General features: G+C 55.5%; 15 protein-coding genes. 6 read left to right on the top strand and 9 right to left on the bottom strand.

The features are described 5' to 3' along the window. Position 1 precedes the first annotated feature (1 nt). Together FCS96_RS06455 and FCS96_RS06450 are read right to left on the bottom strand one after the other, a co-directional pair. Positions 2 to 1,387 carry an AmpG family muropeptide MFS transporter gene (locus FCS96_RS06455; RefSeq protein ID WP_431190872.1) on the bottom strand — a complete coding sequence of 462 codons (1,386 nt, stop codon included), beginning with the start codon at positions 1,385 to 1,387 and terminating at the stop codon, positions 2 to 4. A 42-nt stretch (positions 1,388 to 1,429) separates the two neighbouring features. Further along, the gene (locus FCS96_RS06450; protein ID WP_138439374.1) at positions 1,430 to 1,912 is read right to left on the bottom strand and encodes a YajQ family cyclic di-GMP-binding protein; all 483 of its coding nucleotides are present in this window, start codon (positions 1,910 to 1,912) and stop codon (positions 1,430 to 1,432) included. 151 nt (positions 1,913 to 2,063) lie between these two features. Here FCS96_RS06450 and FCS96_RS06445 point away from each other — a divergent pair, with 151 nt between their 5' ends. Both FCS96_RS06445 and FCS96_RS06440 read left to right on the top strand, forming a co-directional pair. Next, positions 2,064 to 3,035, top strand: coding sequence for a response regulator (locus FCS96_RS06445; RefSeq protein WP_138439373.1), 972 nt, complete (start codon positions 2,064 to 2,066; stop codon positions 3,033 to 3,035). Positions 3,036 to 3,417: 382 nt separating this feature from the next. After that, the gene (locus tag FCS96_RS06440; protein ID WP_138439372.1) at positions 3,418 to 4,449 is read left to right on the top strand and encodes an AraC family transcriptional regulator; all 1,032 of its coding nucleotides are present in this window, start codon (positions 3,418 to 3,420) and stop codon (positions 4,447 to 4,449) included. 13 nt (positions 4,450 to 4,462) lie between these two features. On the opposite strand, the gene FCS96_RS06435 is transcribed toward FCS96_RS06440, so the two are convergent. The 5 genes from FCS96_RS06435 to FCS96_RS06415 all read right to left on the bottom strand — a co-directional run bounded on the left by FCS96_RS06435 (position 4,463) and on the right by FCS96_RS06415 (position 10,413). Next, entirely contained in the window at positions 4,463 to 5,674 is a 1,212-nt protein-coding gene (locus FCS96_RS06435; RefSeq protein WP_138439371.1) for an argininosuccinate synthase, read from the bottom strand. Between the two features lie 75 nt (positions 5,675 to 5,749). Then, positions 5,750 to 6,136, bottom strand: coding sequence for a flagellar export chaperone FliS (gene fliS / locus FCS96_RS06430; RefSeq protein WP_138439370.1), 387 nt, complete (start codon positions 6,134 to 6,136; stop codon positions 5,750 to 5,752). Positions 6,137 to 6,172: 36 nt separating this feature from the next. Then, positions 6,173 to 8,149: a flagellar filament capping protein FliD gene (fliD, locus tag FCS96_RS06425; RefSeq protein ID WP_138439369.1), complete on the bottom strand. Its 1,977-nt coding sequence runs from the start codon at positions 8,147 to 8,149 to the stop codon at positions 6,173 to 6,175. A gap of 189 nt (positions 8,150 to 8,338) precedes the next feature. Further along, on the bottom strand, positions 8,339 to 8,776 hold the full coding sequence (locus FCS96_RS06420; protein WP_138439368.1) for a flagellar protein FlaG: 438 nt from the start codon (positions 8,774 to 8,776) through the stop codon (positions 8,339 to 8,341). A 68-nt stretch (positions 8,777 to 8,844) separates the two neighbouring features. After that, positions 8,845 to 10,413 (bottom strand): flagellin N-terminal helical domain-containing protein, encoded by a 1,569-nt coding sequence (locus FCS96_RS06415; RefSeq protein WP_138439367.1) that lies wholly within the window; start codon positions 10,411 to 10,413, stop codon positions 8,845 to 8,847. Between the two features lie 383 nt (positions 10,414 to 10,796). Between FCS96_RS06415 and FCS96_RS06410 the strand changes: the two genes are divergently transcribed. Next, positions 10,797 to 12,410 (top strand): flagellin N-terminal helical domain-containing protein, encoded by a 1,614-nt coding sequence (locus FCS96_RS06410; RefSeq protein ID WP_138439366.1) that lies wholly within the window; start codon positions 10,797 to 10,799, stop codon positions 12,408 to 12,410. 30 nt (positions 12,411 to 12,440) lie between these two features. Then, positions 12,441 to 14,441 (top strand): hypothetical protein, encoded by a 2,001-nt coding sequence (locus tag FCS96_RS06405; RefSeq protein WP_138439365.1) that lies wholly within the window; start codon positions 12,441 to 12,443, stop codon positions 14,439 to 14,441. 19 nt (positions 14,442 to 14,460) lie between these two features. Here the strand turns inward: FCS96_RS06405 and sbcB are convergent, their stop codons facing one another. Together sbcB and FCS96_RS06395 are read right to left on the bottom strand one after the other, a co-directional pair. Further along, positions 14,461 to 15,906 carry an exodeoxyribonuclease I gene (sbcB, locus tag FCS96_RS06400; RefSeq protein ID WP_138439364.1) on the bottom strand — a complete coding sequence of 482 codons (1,446 nt, stop codon included), beginning with the start codon at positions 15,904 to 15,906 and terminating at the stop codon, positions 14,461 to 14,463. 47 nt (positions 15,907 to 15,953) lie between these two features. Beyond that, positions 15,954 to 16,841 carry a hypothetical protein gene (locus FCS96_RS06395; protein WP_138439363.1) on the bottom strand — a complete coding sequence of 296 codons (888 nt, stop codon included), beginning with the start codon at positions 16,839 to 16,841 and terminating at the stop codon, positions 15,954 to 15,956. A gap of 313 nt (positions 16,842 to 17,154) precedes the next feature. Here FCS96_RS06395 and FCS96_RS06390 point away from each other — a divergent pair, with 313 nt between their 5' ends. Both FCS96_RS06390 and FCS96_RS06385 read left to right on the top strand, forming a co-directional pair. Beyond that, complete coding sequence (locus tag FCS96_RS06390; protein ID WP_138439362.1) at positions 17,155 to 18,189, top strand: response regulator; 1,035 nt, start codon at positions 17,155 to 17,157, stop codon at positions 18,187 to 18,189. A gap of 3 nt (positions 18,190 to 18,192) precedes the next feature. After that, positions 18,193 to 19,152: a sensor domain-containing diguanylate cyclase gene (locus tag FCS96_RS06385; RefSeq protein ID WP_138439361.1), complete on the top strand. Its 960-nt coding sequence runs from the start codon at positions 18,193 to 18,195 to the stop codon at positions 19,150 to 19,152. The last annotated feature ends 37 nt before the right edge of the window (positions 19,153 to 19,189 follow it).

Here is a 19,189-nt window from a genome sequence, read left to right as displayed (position 1 = left end):
GTCAGGACTCCTTCAGAGCCGGTTCTGAGTCTGGCTCAACTGTCTCGGCCTTTCGTGGTGCCAGTGCGTCCAGCCGATCACCTCGGCTCATCAGAAACAGCACAAGAATAATTGCTGGGACACCCATTATGGCTGAGATAGTGAAAAACTCAGCATAACCGAAATCTGCCACCACGATACCCGAGAAACCACCGAGAAATTTGCCCGGCAGAGTCATTAGCGAGCTAAATAATGCGTACTGGGTGGCGGTGAATGAAGCACTGGTCATACTGGAAAGCCAAGCAATCAGGGCGACATTAGCCATACCGCCACTGAGGTTGTCTGCACTGACCACAACTGCCAGCGTGACCACGTCCGGAGGGTATTGAGCGAGCAAAACGAACAGAAGGTTAGTAGCCGCCGTCATAATGGCTCCGGCTAGCAAAATTTTTCTTACACCGTATTGCATTACTAGAACGCCACCCACTAACGATCCGACGATAGTCATAAAAAAACCGAAGATCTTAGTGACATAGCCGACTTCAGCGGTAGTGAAACCCATAAAACTTAAATAGAAGGGATTCGCCATTACGCCCATCGCGATATCTGAAATTCGGTAGACCGCTACCAAAATCAAAATAGCTACCGCTAACTCTTTGTAGCGTTGTAAAAAATCTTGAAAAGGTCCGGCTACCGCGGCGTAGAACCAGCCTAGGAATCTCGCAACTGGCTGTGGAAGATGTGAACGACTCGAAGCATGTTTTTCAATTTTAAGGGCAATATCTTGAGCTGCAGCAAAATGATTTACCTGAGGCTCTTTGATGACTAGTACCGTTACCGCGCCCACACCGACCAGGGTCGCCATGATCAGATAGACGGCCTCCCACGACATACTTGCGGAGAGCACAAGAGCGCCGCCACCGGCAACCAACAATGCTACCCGATAGCCAAAAATATACGTTGCCGCCAATGCGGCTTGCAGTCTCTCTTCCGCTATTTCAATCCGGTAGGCATCGATCGCAACGTCCTGCGTAGCAGAGGAGAAAGCCACTAATAGCCCGAACAACGCAAGTGTTTCAGTCGCTGACAGCGGATCAACTGTAGCCATGAAATAAAGGCCCGTCGCAATCCCAGCCTGGGCAAGCAAAATCCAGCTTCGCCGCTTGCCAAACAGGTGGTCCAGGATCGGTAATTTTAGCCGATCCACCACTGGAGCCCAAAGCACCTTGATGGAATAAGTAAGCCCCAGCCAGCTAAAGAAACCGATGGTGGCGGTTTCCACTCCTACGTTCGCGAGCCGGGCGTTGAGGGTGGAAAACACCAGCAGGAACGGCAGCCCCGCCGAGAACCCGAGAAACAGCAGGGCAACAACCTGCCATCGCGTGTAGGTGTAAATCGCTTCCCGGATTAGGGCGCGGCGGTCGCTGGAGAAGATGGTGAAACCTCCGACTCAGTCGCGAAAGTTGTTGAATTGCAGCGGGATATCCAGCTCAGCCTCGCGCAGCATCGCCATCGCGGCCTGGAGGTCATCCCGCTTCTTGCCGGTCACCCGGACTTTGTCGCCCTGGATGCTGGCTTGTACTTTCAGCTTGGCGTCCTTGATCATTTTCACGATCTTTTTCGCCATGTCGGTCTCAATGCCCTGCTTCAGCAACAGGTGCTGTTTTACCAGCTTGCCGGCTTTGCTCTCGCCGTCTTCGGACAGGGCGCGGGCGTCAATTTTGCGCTTGGCAAAGGCCATTCGCAGCATGTCCATCAGCTGTTCCAGCTGGAACTCCTGTTCGGCGCTGATGGTAATGCCTTTTTCATCGCGCTCGATATTCGCTTCCACGTTCTTGAAATCCCAGCGGGTGGCCAGGTCTTTCTTGGCCTGGTCCACCGCGTTAGTGACTTCGTGCAGATCAATTTCAGAAACTATGTCAAAAGAAGGCATGGTCGTTATTCTCCAGCAGCCACTGAGGTTATACTGTGGCCTAAATTTATTCCCGGATGTTCAAGGTGCCAAAGCATACCAAGACCCACGCCGGACCGCACCCGGCATGGGGCGACGCATCTGACCATGGGCTGATGAGAAGTCGATAACAATGCCAAACCTGGACTTACCCATCCTCGTCGTTGACGACGCCAAATTCAGCAGTATGGTGGTTGGCCGAACGCTGCGAAATGCCGGATATCGCGACGTACGCATCGTCAATAACGCCTCCGCCGCGCTGGAACTCATTGAGCAGCGCCCCGTCAGCGTACTGATTGCCGACTGGTTGATGCCCGAGATGGATGGCTTGCAGCTCACCGACCAGGTTAGGCAACAGGATGAGCAGAGTAATCACTACACCTATGTGATTCTGCTGACCGCCCGCGAAAGCATTGCCGCACTGTCGGAAGCCTTCGACCGGGGCGTGGACGACTTCATCTACAAATCCGACATGACCAAGCAATTGATCCCCAGGATCTTTGCGGCAGACCGCATGGCGGATCGGCAGAATACCTTGCTCAAAGCCAATGCTCTGCTGGTGGAGAACAACCGCGAACTGGAAGCCACCAACGTCATTGATCTGGAAACTGGCCTGGGCAATAACCTGTACAGTCGTGATCGCCTGGCAAAAATTCTGCGCCATGCCGAATCCCGCGGCGGCGCCTGCGCCTATGTGTTATGCGGTATTCGCAACTGGCAAGACCTCAAGCGCAAGCACTCGCCCTCGGTGATGAGCGAACTGGCGGTGGGCATCGCACGGCGCCTGACTACCCTGGTGCGTCCTATTGATTCTCTGTGCCGGGTTGGTGATAACCAGTACGCTGTCATTGCCCACTTCCCGAACAGCGATCACTGCACGATCACCGCGTTTCGGCGGGTGTTTGATGGCATCAACCACAAGGCCCTGAAAACTACCGCCGGCTATATCTCGCTGGAAGCGGGCATGGTGCTGTGTAAGGCAGACGCCGAGCACGGCACGCCATTGGTACAGGATGTAGAGCGCACCGCCGTTCAGGGCCTGGTGGACGCCTATGAAACCCGTCGATTCACCGAAACAGTGCCGGAAATGGAAACCGGGGCCTGATACGCGGCTGGTGGGTTTGCAAACACTCCGTAACAGTGCGACACACATCACCCACAGACACTGATAAGCGAAAGCCCTATTCTGAGATTGTGGATTTAAGCAGTATCCCCCATGGCGGAGGAGCCGTGCAGTACCTCCGCCGCCATATGGGCCAGCTTACTGACAGAGATCCACCGGATTAACGAATTTTTCAGGCACTTTCGTTCTTTCCTTATCTTTGGGCCAGCTTATTAGCTGGCCTTTTTGTTTTTAGCCCCACAGCCCTGCTCCCGCTGCTGCTGCACCAGGTTGTTACCGCGAATGCTTCTTGCCGCCGAAGTTCTAACGGCACAGATCCGTTATACTCTCGGCAACAAATACTCCAAGAAACTGTGTTGTAACCATGAAATCCCTCGGAACCACCTCCGTTGCCGCACTTCGCCAGTATGTTCGCGCCGCCGAATCTGCCGGCGTTGATACCGCACCGCTGTTCACCAAAGCCGGACTGAATGCCGCCATTCTGGACAGCGATGATGGCCGGATCGACGGCGAGCAATTCCAGGTATTTATCCAGCAGCTGGCCGAACAGACCGGAAACCGGATTCTCGGCTTGGAAACCGGCGATTTCGTGCAACCAGGCTCCTACAGCGTGCTGGGTTACATCACCATGAGCTGCGCCACCCTGGGCGAAGCCGTGGCCCGCATCGCGCCTTACGAAAAGCTGGTGGGCGATATGGGCACCACCCGCCTTGCCATGGCCGGCGACAACATCAAGCTGCTGTGGCACTGCAACTACGACAACCCCGCAGTACGGCCCCACCTGGTGGATAACGTATTCTCATCCTGGGTTAATTACGCCCGCTGGTTGGCCGATGACGAGGCCGCCGCGCCCACCCTGGTGCAACTGAAACGGCCATCGCCGGGTAAGGAGCTGGAGCAGGCGTACCAGTCACGCTGGAACTGCCCCGTGCACTTCTCTGCCGATGAAGACAGTCTGACCTTCCGCAAGGAACTGCTGAACACGCGGCTGCGCCAGCCCGACCCTATGCTGCGTAAAACTCTGGAGGCGCATGCTCTCACCCAGCTGGCATCGCTCGAAACCAACACCGACACTAAGAGCGATCTGGCCTCACAGGTAAAGCACAGCATTCAGCAACAGCTGATGCAGGGAGTCACAAGGCAGGATGTGGTAGCGGACGAGCTCGATATGAACAGCCGGACCCTGCAACGCAGGCTGAGCCAGGAAGGCGTGTCGTATCAGAAATTACTGGATGAGGTTCGGCAGACCATGGCCGAGGACTATCTGCTCAACAGCGAGTTGGCGATTCCGGATATTGCGTTACGGCTGGGGTTCAGTGAAACCACATCGTTTCACCGGAAATTCAAGGCAATCAAAGGAAAGACGCCCGGAGAGTTCCGGGCGTCCAAAGGCTAACTAAAGGCGAAAGTCAGAGCTTGCGGCCTTTGCCTGCCGCAATGCGCAGACGCAGCGCGTTCAGCTTGATGAAGCCTTCCGCATCTTTCTGATCGTACGCACCCTGATCTTCTTCGAAGGTGGCGATCTTCTCGTCGAACAGCGAGTCATCCGACTTCCGGCCAACAACCTCAACATTGCCCTTGTAGAGCTTGAGGCGCACGGTGCCGTTCACGTAGGTCTGGGTCTGGTCGATCAGCGCCTGCAGCGCCTCGCGCTCAGGGGACCACCAGTAGCCGTTGTAAATCACCTCGGCGTAGCGCGGCATGATGCTGTCTTTCAGATGGGCCACTTCGCGGTCCAGCGTGATTGACTCAATGGCGCGATGGGCGCGCAGCATGATGGTACCGCCCGGCGTTTCGTAACAGCCACGGGACTTCATGCCCACGTAACGGTTCTCAACGATGTCCAGACGACCAATGCCGTTGTCACCCGCCACCTTGTTCAGGGTTTCCAGCACCACGTGAGGCTTCATTTCCTGGCCGTCGATGGCAACGATGTCGCCCTTGCTGTAAGTCAGCTCAACGTAAGTCGGCTTATCCGGAGCGGCTTCCGGAGAAACGCTCCAGCGCCACATATCTTCCTCGGCCTCGGCCCAGGGATCTTCCAGGTTCATGCCTTCATAGGAGATGTGCAGCAGGTTGGCATCCATGGAGTAAGGAGACTTGCCCTTCTTCTTCTCCACCGGAATGTTGCGCTCATCGCAGTAGGTCAGCAGCTTTTCGCGGGAGTTCAGATCCCACTCGCGCCAGGGTGCAATCACTTTTACGCCAGGCTTCAGTGCGTAGGCACCCAGCTCGAAGCGGACCTGGTCGTTGCCTTTGCCGGTCGCACCGTGGGAGATGGCATCGGCACCGGTCTCGTTGGCGATTTCAATCAAACGACGAGAGATCAACGGACGGGCGATGGAGGTACCCAGCAGGTACTCCCCTTCGTAGATGGTGTTCGCGCGGAACATCGGGAACACGTAATCGCGCACAAACTCTTCACGCAGGTCCTCGATGTAGATTTCCTTCACTCCCAGCGCTTCGGCTTTCGCCCGCGCCGGTTCCACTTCCTCACCTTGGCCGATGTCGGCGGTGAAAGTCACCACCTCACAGTTGTAAGTGTCCTGCAACCACCGAACGATGACGGAAGTATCCAGGCCACCGGAATAGGCCAGCACCACCTTCTTAATATCAGACATGCCCTTGCTCCAGACTGAACAGTTTGGATGTATCGAAAATAAGGCACGTATTGTACGGGACGATGGCGGTAATGGCTATTGGCCTACAGCTTCCTCACGAATGCCGTCCCAACCTTCCTTGATTGAGCGCAGCAACTCAGCGACTTCATCCAGTTTTGCTGGATCATTCTTGGCGTTCGCCTCGAACAGAGTGCGCTCCATGTACTCATAAAGGCCAGCCAGGCGCTCAGCCAGGTCTCCACCTTTATCGAAGTCCAGGAAACCGCGAAGGCCGCCAATTATTTCAATGGCCTTGGTGATCAGCTTACCCTTGCCTTCGAAGTCCTTCGCCTGCATGCGAGCTTTTGCCATATTGATCCGCTCAAGCGCGCCGTTATACAGCAACTGGATAAGCTTGTGCGGATCAGCATCGGTGATGCTGGTCTGGGTGTTTACGCGCTGATATGCCTGTAAACCGTTCATAGGTTGCCTCTTGCTTCAGGTTCCGGTCTTACCGGATCAGTTATCACGGTTGTTCTGGGGAGCGAGCGCAGCCAGCTGCTGGCTCACATACTCCCGAGTACTGTTGAGCCGGGAAATCAGAGAATCAGCAGCACTGAACTGGGACACCAAACGCTCGCGATAAGAAGCGATACGCTCATCCAACTTCACCTGCTCAGCCTGAATTCGCTCAAGCTCCTTATTCAAACCTTCTGTCCGGGATTCTAACGCACCATCTGCACCAACAATGTTGGTTACCAGATCAACAGTCCGCTCTGCGATACCCTCAATAAACTGGATATTGCCCCGACTACCAATCTGGTCGCCGGTAATTTTCACCTGGAGGCCAGAGGCGTTTCCGTTTCCACTGCCAAGGAACAAGACTTGCCCGTCGCCCTCGGCGGCACGGCCATCAATGGTCCCTTCGACATCCACCCCAGCGGTTCCAGTAGCTACCGTCAAACCAAGGGCAGCACCACTTTCAACTGAAGTAACACTTACGTTCGATTCGCTACCATACTTACTGGAAGTAAATGTAAGTTGGCCGCTTCCGTTCAGTGACACCTGCACCGAACCACCAGCCGCGCTCAGGGCAGAGCTTGCGTTGATCTGACTCTGAACCTGATCCGCCAAATCCTGCGCGGTGGCATAAGTGCCGGCATCCAGCTTCAGTGACACGCTGGTTTCTTCATCAACAAACAGCGTCAACTCATCATTTGTGCTATCGATGGTAACATTGTCCGCCAGGACCGCATTGCCCGAGACGGAACCACGAGTGGCTGCCTGTGTGACGTTGATGCCGTACGTTCCGGGCTCTGTGCTAATCCCGCTTCGAACAAACTCAACCTGAGCGTCTGAGGCCCGCCCCTGTTCAGCAAACAGAGCGGTCACATCATCCGGATTGTTTTTAAGCTGTTCTTCAAGCTTGGTGCGATCAAGCTCCAGATTACCTGTTTCGAAATCGGTGGTAATTCCAGCATCGGCCAAACTGCGGACTGAAGCATTCTCAAGACCAGGCACTACCCGGGTCAGGATGTTCCGAAGCTGATTCTGGATACCACGAACAGTACTGTCGCCAGTAAGCAAAGCGCCTTGGCCAGTCTCGGCATTGAACCCTGAAAGCCCCTTGATCACCGACTGCAGGCTATTGAACTTATCTACAAACCCTTGCACCCGGTCGGCAACGGCTCCGAAATCCTGTTCGACTTTGACGTTTGAAGTCACGCCTTCGGCCTTCAACTCGAAGCTCAGGCCGTCAATGACATTTTCAATATTGTTGGTCGGGCGGGTTATCTGAATGCCATTGACTTGCACCACCGCGTCCTTGGCTACAATGGTCTCCGTCAAATTATTGGTTGTTCCGTCAAACACGAACCGCGACAGGCCAGCGGTATCGGTATTGTTGCCATCATCGTCGGATGCGGTAATCGTTACCGCATTGGCGGTACCAGTTTCTTCAGCCGACATCACCAGGCGGAAACCAGAACCGGTATCAATAACACCCGCCGTTACGCCTATTCCGGCATCGTTAATCTCGTTGGCCAGGCCTTGAAGGGTGTTGTTGGTTCCATCGATGGTCAAAACCTTGGATTCGTCACCAACTTGCAGCGTGAGGGAGCCGGTGCCAATACCGGTGGTATCTTTGTCTGAAAAGGTGCCGGAAGCCAGCGACTGCGCCTGGGCGAGACTATCTACCTGGACGGTATAGGAGCCACGACTGGCCTTACTATCGTCCAGAGTCACTGCGACGTCGTCATTGGAGGAACTGGCGGAGAACGCCGTCATGTTGTCAGGAGCGCTCAGCTGACGCATTGGCAAGCGTAATTCAGTGATAGCGCTGCGCAATGTGCCGTAGGCGGACAAGAGAGCCTCGGTACGTTGGGTATTGAATTCCAGCCGGCTTTCTGTGGGCTTGCGCTCTGCAGCCACGAGCTGATCGACAAGGTCTGAGCTCAGAACCCCGGATCCAATACCTAGCGATGATATACCTGCCATAACATTGCCTCCTCAGGAAGGCGCTCGCTTCATTGATGAGCTTAACGGCCGGGAGCGGCAAAACTTTGCCTCAGACTCGGCCATTTTTGTAACAAAGTGTACGTCTAACTGAACGCAAAACACCGCCAAACCATCAGGTAAGGCGGTGCCGAATACACGCTTTCAACGTTAGCGCTTAAGCTTGAGCTTTTACACTTCTATGTTGAGGAGCGTCAGCGGTTCATCCTGCTGCAATTTTTCTGCCAACCTCAAAGCTACTTCATCGGGAATCTGCCGAATCACTTCCTGGGTCTGCTGATCCACCACACGGACAATCGTTGCACCGCGCTCGTTATCAACTTCAAACTGCAGATCTCTCTGCACGTTCTGAACGAAGTCATTCAGTTGCGACACCGCATCATCCAGCTCTTCTCTTTGGCTCTCATTCCGGTTCTGAAGCCTTTCAGCTTTGGAAACCTCCTGAGCCTGAGAAACCGCCCGACCATCAGCGCCTTTCCCTGTTGATGGAGTAGCTAGGTCGGAGGCATTCCTGCCCTCGGCCTGAGATGACGAAAGTGCCCGTGCCGGAGCTTGCGCACTGGTGCGAACCAGCTTCAGATCCGGGCCAATCAGGTTAACGTCATTCATAGCTCACCTCACTATCCTTAAACGGCGTAAACCGGAGCCCGAAGGCTCCGGATGTTACCGCTATCCCCTTACTGCAGGAGGGACAGAACCTGCTGTGGGCGGGCGTTAGCCTGCGCCAGAACCGAGATGCCAGCCTGCTGAAGTACCTGAGACTTGGACAGCTTGGCGGTTTCTGCCGCGAAGTCTGCGTCCAGAATCCGACTGTTTGCAGCGCTCAGGTTCTCAGACGTTGTCGCCAGGTTGGAGATCGTAGACTCAAACCGGCTCTGTACCGCACCCAATTGCGCGCGCGAACCGTTGATGCTGTCCAGTGCGGCATCGATAGCCAGGATCGCATTGTTCGCGCCCGAAACAGTCGAGATATCAACAGTTGCAACGGACTGGGAAGCGTCGACTGTCAAAACGTTCTGAGCGGCGGCGTCCATACCAACGATAGCAGCGCCAGCGGTGATGTTTACGGTTTCAGATGACTGAAGGGTGATATCACCACGATAGGTGGCTGCGAGAGTAGCGTCACCAGTTTCACCAGTAGCCAAAACAGTATTGGCGCTAACGTTACCGGCAGTTGCTTCGGTCTCATCATAAGTTTCGGTAACGTTTATATTACCGCCACTTGCATTCGTGAAAATAATCTCATTGGTAGCCGTATCGAATGAGGCAGTAACCCCTGTATCAGACTGAGCCGCGTTCACCGCGTTCACTACATCCGACGCACTAATTGTTGACACACCGCTATCGAAACTAAGCGTTGAGGCCAACACATCGGTTCCATTGATATTTAATGTGTAGCTAGCGGAATCACCCGTTGCGGTGAACGTTGCAGCGACAGCGTTAGCGCCGCCAAGCGCGATGGTTTGCGTGTTGCTCGCAACTGCTGTCACACCAGCGCCACTGGCGTTGATCGCACTCGCCTTAGCGAAGGCGCTATCGTCAGTCTCACCTCTGGATGTTTGACCAGTAAAACCAGCCGACGAAACAATGTTGGTGCCGTTGATAGTGACGTTCCCACCGGTCGAAGCGGTGGCACTAACTCCATCATAAGCATCTGCGCTTGCCCGGGCGGTGCCACCTACCGCGCCGCCAACGACTGTAGAAACAGTATTGGTGCCAGTTTCGTTGACAATGGAGCCGATCTGGGTAGAACGCGCCCCACCAACACTAACATTGATGATTTGGTTAGCATTGGCACCAACCTGGAACTGCTGCGAAGTGAAAGAGCCGTCCAGCAGGTTCAAGCCGTTGAACTGAGCTGTTGTAGCGGTACGCTCAATTTCACTCACCAACTGGCTAACTTCTTCCTGGAGAGCCTCACGGTCAGAAGCACTGTTGGTGGAGTTAGCAGACTGAACAGAAAGCTCACGAATACGCTGCAGGTTGTTGGTGATTTCACCCAGAGAACCCTCTGCGGTCTGCGCCAGAGAGATACCGTCGTTAGCGTTACGCTGAGCAACGTTCAGGCCACTGATCTGAGCCTGAAAACGGGTAGAGATCGCGAGGCCCGCGGCGTCGTCCTTGGCTGAGTTAATACGGAGGCCGGAGGACAGACGCTCAAGCGCCTGGTCATTCAGCTTCTGGGAGTTGCCCAACTGGTTCTGAGCAGACAGTGACGCGACGTTCGTGTTAATACCGAGAGCCATATTGCTTCCCCTTTCGACTAGTGTCGTTTCTTTGTGAAAAAGGTCCGGCGCCTAATCGTCTGTTGGTAGCACCGCCCTGATGCAATGCTTAACGGCACGTCAATTCCTTCCTTGAGAAAAAACTTAAAAAAACTTTGTAAAAGAATGTAAAAGCGGCAATGACTTACCGTTATGACCGCCATTTACATGACAAAACGCTATCAACACATCCTCAAAGGCACGGCAATATATCTATTTTTATCAGAAACTTAACGTCATTTCTTGAAAACTGGCACAGCGTTCGCTTTGCTCACTCCAAACGGTAATCAAACGATATTTTGCCGACCACGCGCTCAAGCATCACGGCGTCTGGCCACCGGCACCTGGGAGCAGGGAGAAAAGAAATGCCACAAGTAATCAATACAAACGTCGCTTCACTGAACGCCCAACGTAACTTGAACACCTCACAGCGCTCGGCCGACACCACGCTTCAGAGACTGTCCTCTGGTCTGAGGATCAATTCGGCAAAGGACGATGCGGCTGGCCTGGCGATCTCCGAACGCTTTACAAGCCAGGTAAAGGGTCTCAATCAAGCCATCCGGAACGCCAACGATGGCATCTCCCTGTCTCAGGTTGCAGAAGGTGCCTTGGGTGAGGCCGCTAACGCCCTGCAACGGATTCGAGAGCTTGCCGTACAGTCCGCCAACGCCACGAACTCTGGTTCGGACAGGAAGGCACTCCAGGCGGAAGTGTCCCAGCTGATTGAAGAGATTGACCGCATTGCCTCGGAAACCGAGTTCAACGGATTGCGAATTCTCGATGGCAGCTATACCACCCAGCAGTTCCAGGTCGGTGCCAATGCTAACCAGACGATTGGCGTATCGATTGATGGCACCAAAGCTAACCAGATTGGCTCAGTTGTCGACGTGGCCGGTCAAGTCGCTCGCACCGGCGCCGAAACTCTGGGAACAGCCACGGGCGGAACTAACGGTGCCGCCCAAACCGGTATAACTGACTTCAGCGGTGTGAGCAGCGCAGCCACGGGAACCTCCGTCATCATTAATGGAACCGTGGTAGCCGATTCGACCCGTTTTGCGGGCACTCTCGCAGGACAGGAGGCTGACAGTGCCTACGCTAAGGCCGCCGCCATTAACGGCAGTGCCCTGGATGGCGTGAGCGCCCTTGCTGAAACCGAAAAAAGTTTCGCCGGCATTGGCACCGGCAATGCCTCCCTCGCTACCTTTACCGACCCGGCTGCGGAGGGCGACACAGCTACTTACAGCCTCGACATCAATGGCGTAAAAGTTCTCGAGACCACACTAGACACAGGCGATTCAATCTCCCTTGCAGATGCTGAAGCGGCCATCAATGAATTCAGCAGTAAGACCGGAGTACGCGCAGAAATCGACACATCCGGCGAGCTCGTACTTCGCGCTGACGATGGCAGGAACATCGACATTGACGAAACCATGTCGATTACCGAGGGAAATACAGCAAACAATGAACTCGCAGGCGATGTATCAAGCATTACCTCGCTGTTCCAGGATGGCTTCACCCAGACAGCTGACACGGACGCAACTGTATCTAACAGCTTTCTCTATCGCGGCGAGGTCACCCTACAGTCTCTGGATAACGTCACCATCAGTGGCGGTGGCGACATCATCGGCTTCAACCAGGCACTCCTGAATGTCGACGACACACAGAATGTGGCCACAGTCGATATCTCGACCATCTCGGGGGCAAATAAAGCTCTGCTCGCCATGGATTCCGCACTGCAATCTATTAACAGCGTACGAGCGGATTTAGGCGCCATCCAGAATCGCTTTGAAACCACGATTGCAAACCTTGGCACAACCGCTGAGAACCTGACCGCGGCCCGTTCCAGAATCCAGGACGCCGACTTTGCGGCCGAATCCGCAAACCTTGCCCGTACCCAGGTACTGCAACAGGCCGGCCTATCGGTTCTGGCTCAGGCCAACGCTCGCCCCCAGCAGGTGCTTCAGCTACTTCAGGGTTAATGGTGTTCAATTAATAGGTTGAGGTGTCCCATGCAATCACAGCATCACGTTCAGAATCCTGGCTCCGATCGGGCGCAGGCGGCTCGGCTCCTACTTCAGGCCAACCTGGCCTACGGAGAATCCAACAGCAACGGGCTGAACCATATTCAGCGCCTCCGGGCCAGACAGGAATGCCGTGATTACCTGGCAGATGCCTTCCAGCTCGAACCTGAAAACGCCGGTGCTCTTGGCCTTCTGGGACGGATTGAACTGGATGAAGGGCATCTCGACGAAGCTCATCATCTGTTCAGTGCCAGCCTGCAGGCTCAGCCTGGGCAAGCCCAGCAGCACGCCAACCTGGGGTACTGGGCTCTGAAATCCGAACGCCCGGCGCTGGCCGAGCAGCATTTCCTGGAGGCACTGGACTGCGACCGGCAATCCGCCGCCGCTTTCTGCGGGGTCGCGCATGCCAAACGCCTGCAAGGCCAGTTCGACGTAGCCTACCTACACTATCGCAAACTGCTGGAAACCGGCGCGAACTGGGATTCAATCTACAGCGGCATGTTGAGTTGCGCGCAACACCTTCAGGTGGAGCGTGCTGACGGTGAACTTGCGCGGGATGCCATTGCCCTGCTCGGCCGGGATGGACTGCCTCATCAGGAACTGGGCCGATTTGTAGCTGCCATCGTGCACCAACAATACGATCTGGATAACCCCAATGCCGAGATCTTCCTGGGTGCCGCTAGCGAAGATGAGCTGTTGATTCTTGGCCTACAGAAGACGCTGATGCCGAACCCGGCCGTTGAGAATCTGGTGGTCATGCTACGCCGCGCTATCATTGCGGAAGTGGCACAAACGGTGGACCTGCGTGACGAACTGCAGCAACTGGCCTTGGCCATTGGCCAGTATGCCGACCGCACCGGTTACGCCCTGGCCGCTGAAGAGGACGAAGAGCGCCTGATTGCCACGATCAACGAAAGTATTCAAGCCCAGCTAATGATGGGCGAGTCGCAGGACGGAATGATCGGCTCCCTGATCATCAGCGGTATGTACGGTGCACTGTTTCATCAGCGTTTTGCTGTTCAGCTCGGGCAGTGGAGCCTGACCGACTGGCCGCTGGCGCTTCAGCCGGTGATGGCCGCCAGCTATTACGATCGGGCCAACGAAGAGGCCATCAAGCAGAACTTCGATGAAAAAGCCGAAGAACTCTGCATGGACAAGGTGGACGTACCCCAAGCCTGGCCGGCCTGGTCACAATTAGCCTTCCGCGCCGAGAGCAGCCTGAAGAATGTAATGGCATCGGAATTGGGTATTGCCACTAACAACCTGCCCGATACCCTTCGGATTCTGGTGTGCGGCGCCCAGTCCGGCCAGCGCGCCATGGAACTGGCACGTTACCTCAGTGATGTCGAAGTGATTGCGGTCGACGAATCCCTGGCCAATGTCGCCAAGGGCACTCGCATGGCCAGTGACATGGGTGTTGAGAACATTGTGTTCTGGCCCTGGTCCATTGCCCAGCGCTTTGTCGCTGACGGTCATCAGGTGCACTGGATTGAAGTTGGGCGTCTGCCCTCACCCGCCATGACAGATATGTCTCTGGCATCACTGGTGAGCGACGCCAGCTTGGCCGGAGCGGTGGTGCATATGCACACTGCCATTGGCGAACAGACCGCCGGTGACCGCCACATTCGCAACCTGATTGCTGAGCACAAGCTGCCGGCTACGCGGACAGTGCTGCGTCAGTTACGCCGCATGGTGCTTGCCAATCCTCAGGATGCCAACTGGAAGGAACTGACCCAGGAAGACGACTTCTTCAGCTTGGGCGGCTGTCGCGATCGCTGGTTCCTGCCGCAGGACGGCGCTCAGCTAAGACAGCTAATGGCCATGGTAAGCAACGAGGTAGACTGGAAACTGGTAAAAGCCCGGGATGCCGATGGCCACAGCCTGGCGACTCAACCGGTGCAGCGGCAGATTCAGGCCGAGGCCCTGGGCAGCGAAGTTCAGAGCCTGGTCGGCCAGGGGCTGAGCGTTTACTTCTGCAAACGCCGCTGAGGTTCACTCAACCATACGCTCACACGTATGGCATCAGTGATTCGCCGTACAAATGCAGGTCCTCAAGTACATGCCGCCGCTCCGGGGTAAGATCCGGATCGGCGGCCAGCCGTTGCAGCTCATGGGCAAAGGCTTCAAGCGACCGCCAGCCTTTCTTCGGATGCATCAGCCGCTGGGACCGGAACTCTTCCCAGCGTTCCATTTCTTCTCCCAGCAAAGAATCGGGGTAGTTCCGGGCTCGATAACGGAACAGCAGTTCCGACAGCCGCTCATCGGCAAACTGCACGTCTTGCTCGCCCAGGGTTTCCACCGGCTGCTCCAGCACCCAGTTCAGCTTCTCCCGATCGGCCTTGCCGATAAAGCCACCCGCGTAGAGTTGTTCATCCGGATCGGTCAGGTCGCTTTCGTGGGCCTGGTCGAAGGCCTGGGCGATTCGCGCCGGCAAATCGGATGCCTGCTTCAGCAATGCAAGGTTGGCCCGAAGTGTATCGCCATCAAGTTTTAGCTCGTCCAAGCGCTCCTTGGTCAGGCTCTTGAGCATGGTGCCGGGTGCCAGTACCGGACATTTATTCAGCTGTACGCCCTTGAGCGGAAACCGACTAACGCCCTCGCCCAATTCTGCCTGGGAAGTAAATACCCGCTCACGAATCTGCTCAGGCGTGGCGTTGATCAGCTCCGAGGGATCCTCGCGAAGGTCATACACAATAACCAGGTTTTTGTTGGTCGGATGCTCCGCCACCGGCGCCACCATCGCACAGCAACCACGAGAGGCCGGGTACTTGGCCGAGATGTGAAACACCGGCTTCATGGTCCCGGTATCCAGCATCGCCCGCGCCGAATGCTTGTCCTTATTCTTCAGCACAAAATCGAACAGCTTGGGCTGTTTTTCCTTGATCAGCTTGGCGACCGCAATGGTCGCCTGAACGTCTGACATGGCATCGTGCGCGCTTTCGTGGGCGATGCCATTGGCGACTGTCAGCTCTTCCAAACGGAAGCTGGGGCTACCATCTTCCTTTTTCGGCCAGTTGATGCCCTCGGGGCGCAATGCGTAGGTCAACCGAACCATGTCGATGATATCCCACCGGGAATTGCCGTTCTGCCATTCCCGGGCATAAGGGTCCCGGAGGTTTCGGTACAGCGTATAGCGGGTTACTTCATCATCAAAGCGCAGGCTGTTATACCCCACCACGCAGGTGCCGGGCTGACTGAAAGCTTCATTAATCTGAGCGATGAACTCAGCCTCGGGGTAACCATCCTGCAGGGCTTTCTGGGGCGTGATGCCGGTGATCAGGCAAGCTTCCGGGGACGGCAGGTAGTCGTCCGCAGGCTTGCAGTAGATAACCAGCGGATCCTCGATGATGTTGAGATTTTCATCCGTTCTGACACCGGCAAACTGGGAGGGGCGGTCATGGACCGGGTCTACGCCAAAGGTTTCGTAGTCGTGCCAGTAGAACGAGCGAATCAAGGGAAAACTCCTGCCTGTGATGGGTCAATTGGGCAGGAGTTTAGCATCTAAAACAGCTGAGTCCCCATATCGGCCTGGTGAGTCTGCAGCCTGGGCAAGCCAGAAGGGCCGGTCAATTGGCTCATATCGACGGTCATGCTGGTGGGGAGATTAATGAACACACCCTTTCCGGCGTTGATGACGTTGGCACCGCCCGGACTCTGCCATTTAACGCCCGCGTCATCCCGCTGAAAACCGATAAAGAAGTCATCGGTAAAGCCCGTGACTGTGCCACCTGCGCCGTCATCTTGCGCCGTGCCGACAAACAACGACTGCACTTTGCTCAGGGAGGCACACTCACTGCAGGTAGCCGGGTTGGCGCTATCGGCAATGCCAATCTGCGTTGCACGGTAGTTGGTTGCCTGATTACCGGCGTCAAACAGAGTCGCGTCGTGAACAACACCCGCCGAGTCTCGAAGCTTGAGGCCGATGTTACCGCTCAGGCTGGTCGTTAACGAGGAAACAGAACCGCGAGCCTGACCGAAGCCCATCCGAAAACCTGCCAACCCGCTTGCGTCCTCTGCCAGCTCAATGAACGGTTTTGAGGCTTCGAACGACACGGTCTCACCTTGCATGTAGTCCTGACCGTTGTATTGCACACCGTCCTGTCGAGCGATGTGGCCCAAAGCCAGGTGGGTGGCCGCAAAGTCGGAGCCGCCATCTATCTCACCCACTTTGACATCGTCGATGTTTACCCGGGTTTCAACGTCTATACCCAACGTCATGCGGGTGAAGTCATGAACGCCATCGGCGAGATTATCGACCTGCATAAATGCCTGCCCTGTAACCTCTCCCATGGTTTGATCGGAGATCGGTTTCAATTCAGCCTGGGTAACCGGCACAACACCCAGACTTAGCATGACCAAAGCAGCGCATCCATAGACATGATGCTTCATAACGTGTGCCTCTGATTGATGTTCAAGAGTCAGTTTCAACACCAGACTCTGCTGTTGCGCGGTTATCCGTTAATACTAAGGCTCAACAGGCGGCTTATTTCGCTAATTGCTTTCTTGTAGGACGCGAATGCACTATAGCCGAGCCGAGTTCGCCAATAGAGTGAGCTTCATCACAATCGCCGGGAACCGACCGGCTTGGTAGGAATCAAGTATGACCGGCTTCACAAAACATTACGTCGCCGTAGCAAATGTGTACACACCGTAACAGCCTGATATACTCGCTCAAATTTTCATTGGCGCTATGACCACTTCCATGACCACCCGCATCCTCGTTTGCGACGATTCCGCGCTCGCTAGAAAACAGATGGCAAGAGCGCTCCCTGAAAGCTTCGGTGCCGACATCGTATTCGCCAGCAACGGAAAAGAAGCTCTGGAGCTTTTGCGTGGCCATGAGGCGGAGCTTATGTTCCTCGACCTCAACATGCCTGAAATGGACGGGTATGAGGTTTTGAGGCACATCCGCGAGGAAGATCTCCCGGTACTGACTATCGTGGTCTCCGGTGACATCCAGCCCGAAGCCAGAGAACGGGTACGCAAGCTGGGCGCTATCGACTTCATCAAAAAGCCGACGGAATCCGGCCTGATCCTGAATTTGCTCAAAGATTACGGCTTCTACAACCCCAGTGAGCTGGAAGCCGCGGCCCTGAATGACAGTGCGCTCAAATCCGAGTCATCCAGCGCGAGCGCCAGCGACATCTCGGTGTCCCTGACCGATTATCTGCAGGAAATTGCCAACGTCGCCATGGGCCGTTCATCCGACCTCCTGGCGCGCCTGCTCAAAGTATTCGTCAAACAGCCCATCCCCAAGGTGGCCTTCATCGCCAACTCTGAGCTGCACATGGCGATATCTGCAGCCCAACACAGCGATACCTATTCTGCCGTCTGCCAGGGTTTCACCGGCGCAGGCATTGCGGGCGAAGCCCTGCTAATCTTTGCCGATGCCAGCTTCCGGGAAATGGCCGAAATGCTTCATTACGAAGCGCACGACGGTGAAACCGTGAATGTCGAAGTCCTGATGGACATGTCCAGCATCCTGTTCGGTGCATTCCTTAAAGGCATAGGCGATCAACTGGACCTGAAGCTCGGGCTGGGTCATCCGACAGTGTTGGGCCAGCATCGACAAATCACCGAACTGCTTGAGCATCACAGCACCCGGGACGAACGCCTGCTATGTATTGAAATCAGCTATGCCCTGGAGGACCGGGATATCCAGTGCGACGTGCTGGTGTTACTGACTGAAGATTCCGTACCTTTCCTCGAACAACGCCTCGAATATCTGGTGGACTGATCAATGGCCTTTAATGAAGTAGAAGCCAACTCGTTTCACTGGCTGGTGGATATGCTCGAGTCCGTTGAAGTCGGGCTTGTGGTTCTGGATCTGGATTTCCGGGTGCAGGCCTGGAACGGGTTCATGGAGAATCACAGCGGCATCACCGCCAGCAAAATCCGCGACAAGGTCATCTTCGATGTCTTCCCGGACATTCCCCAGGCGTGGCTGGCGCGCAAGGTGGATGCCGTTGCGTTGCTGAACACTCGAGGCTTTACCTCCTGGGAGCAGCGCCCTTACCTGTTCAAGTTTCGCAACACCCGCCCGATTACCGGTACGGAAGAGTTCATGTTCCAGAACCTTACCATCAGCCCCCTCTCCGGCCCCTCAGGCCAAGTCGAGAAGGTCTGCCTGATGGTGTACGACGTCACCGACATCGCCAGCAGCAAACGGGCACTGGAACGGGCCAATGAACAGCTCGCCAAACTGAGCATGACCGACCGCCTGACCGGCCTGCTTAACCGAGGTACCTGGGAAAATCTGGTGGATGCGGAGTACGAACGCTTCCGCCGCTACGGCCAGGCCACCTCGCTGGTAATGTTCGACATCGACCACTTCAAGAAGGTGAACGACCGCTATGGCCACCTGGCCGGCGATGAGGTCATCAAACACACTGCAGAAGTCACCAAGGGCAACCTGAGACAATCCGACACTTCCGGCCGTTACGGCGGCGAAGAGTTCGGCATTATCCTGCCGGAGACCGACGCCGAGGGCGCCCGCACTATTTGTGAAAGAATTCGGGAAAGCATCGCACAAAGCGTGGTTGAAACCAGCGTGGCGCCGGTTCAGTACACCATCAGCATGGGCATTGCTCAATTAAGTGATGGGCCGGAGAATTACATGCAATGGATGCAATTGGCCGATGAAGCGCTTTATGCGGCCAAGGAAGGTGGACGAAATCGAGTGATGATTTCCGAAAAGTGAAGGGAAAAAAAGAAAAGCCCGGCAGAAACCGGGCTTT

This window comes from Marinobacter alexandrii, from assembly GCF_005871205.1.
In the GTDB taxonomy this organism is placed as follows: domain Bacteria; phylum Pseudomonadota; class Gammaproteobacteria; order Pseudomonadales; family Oleiphilaceae; genus Marinobacter; species Marinobacter alexandrii.
Note: the sequence above shows the minus strand (reverse complement) of the source record. Positions and strands in the feature narration are given on the sequence as shown.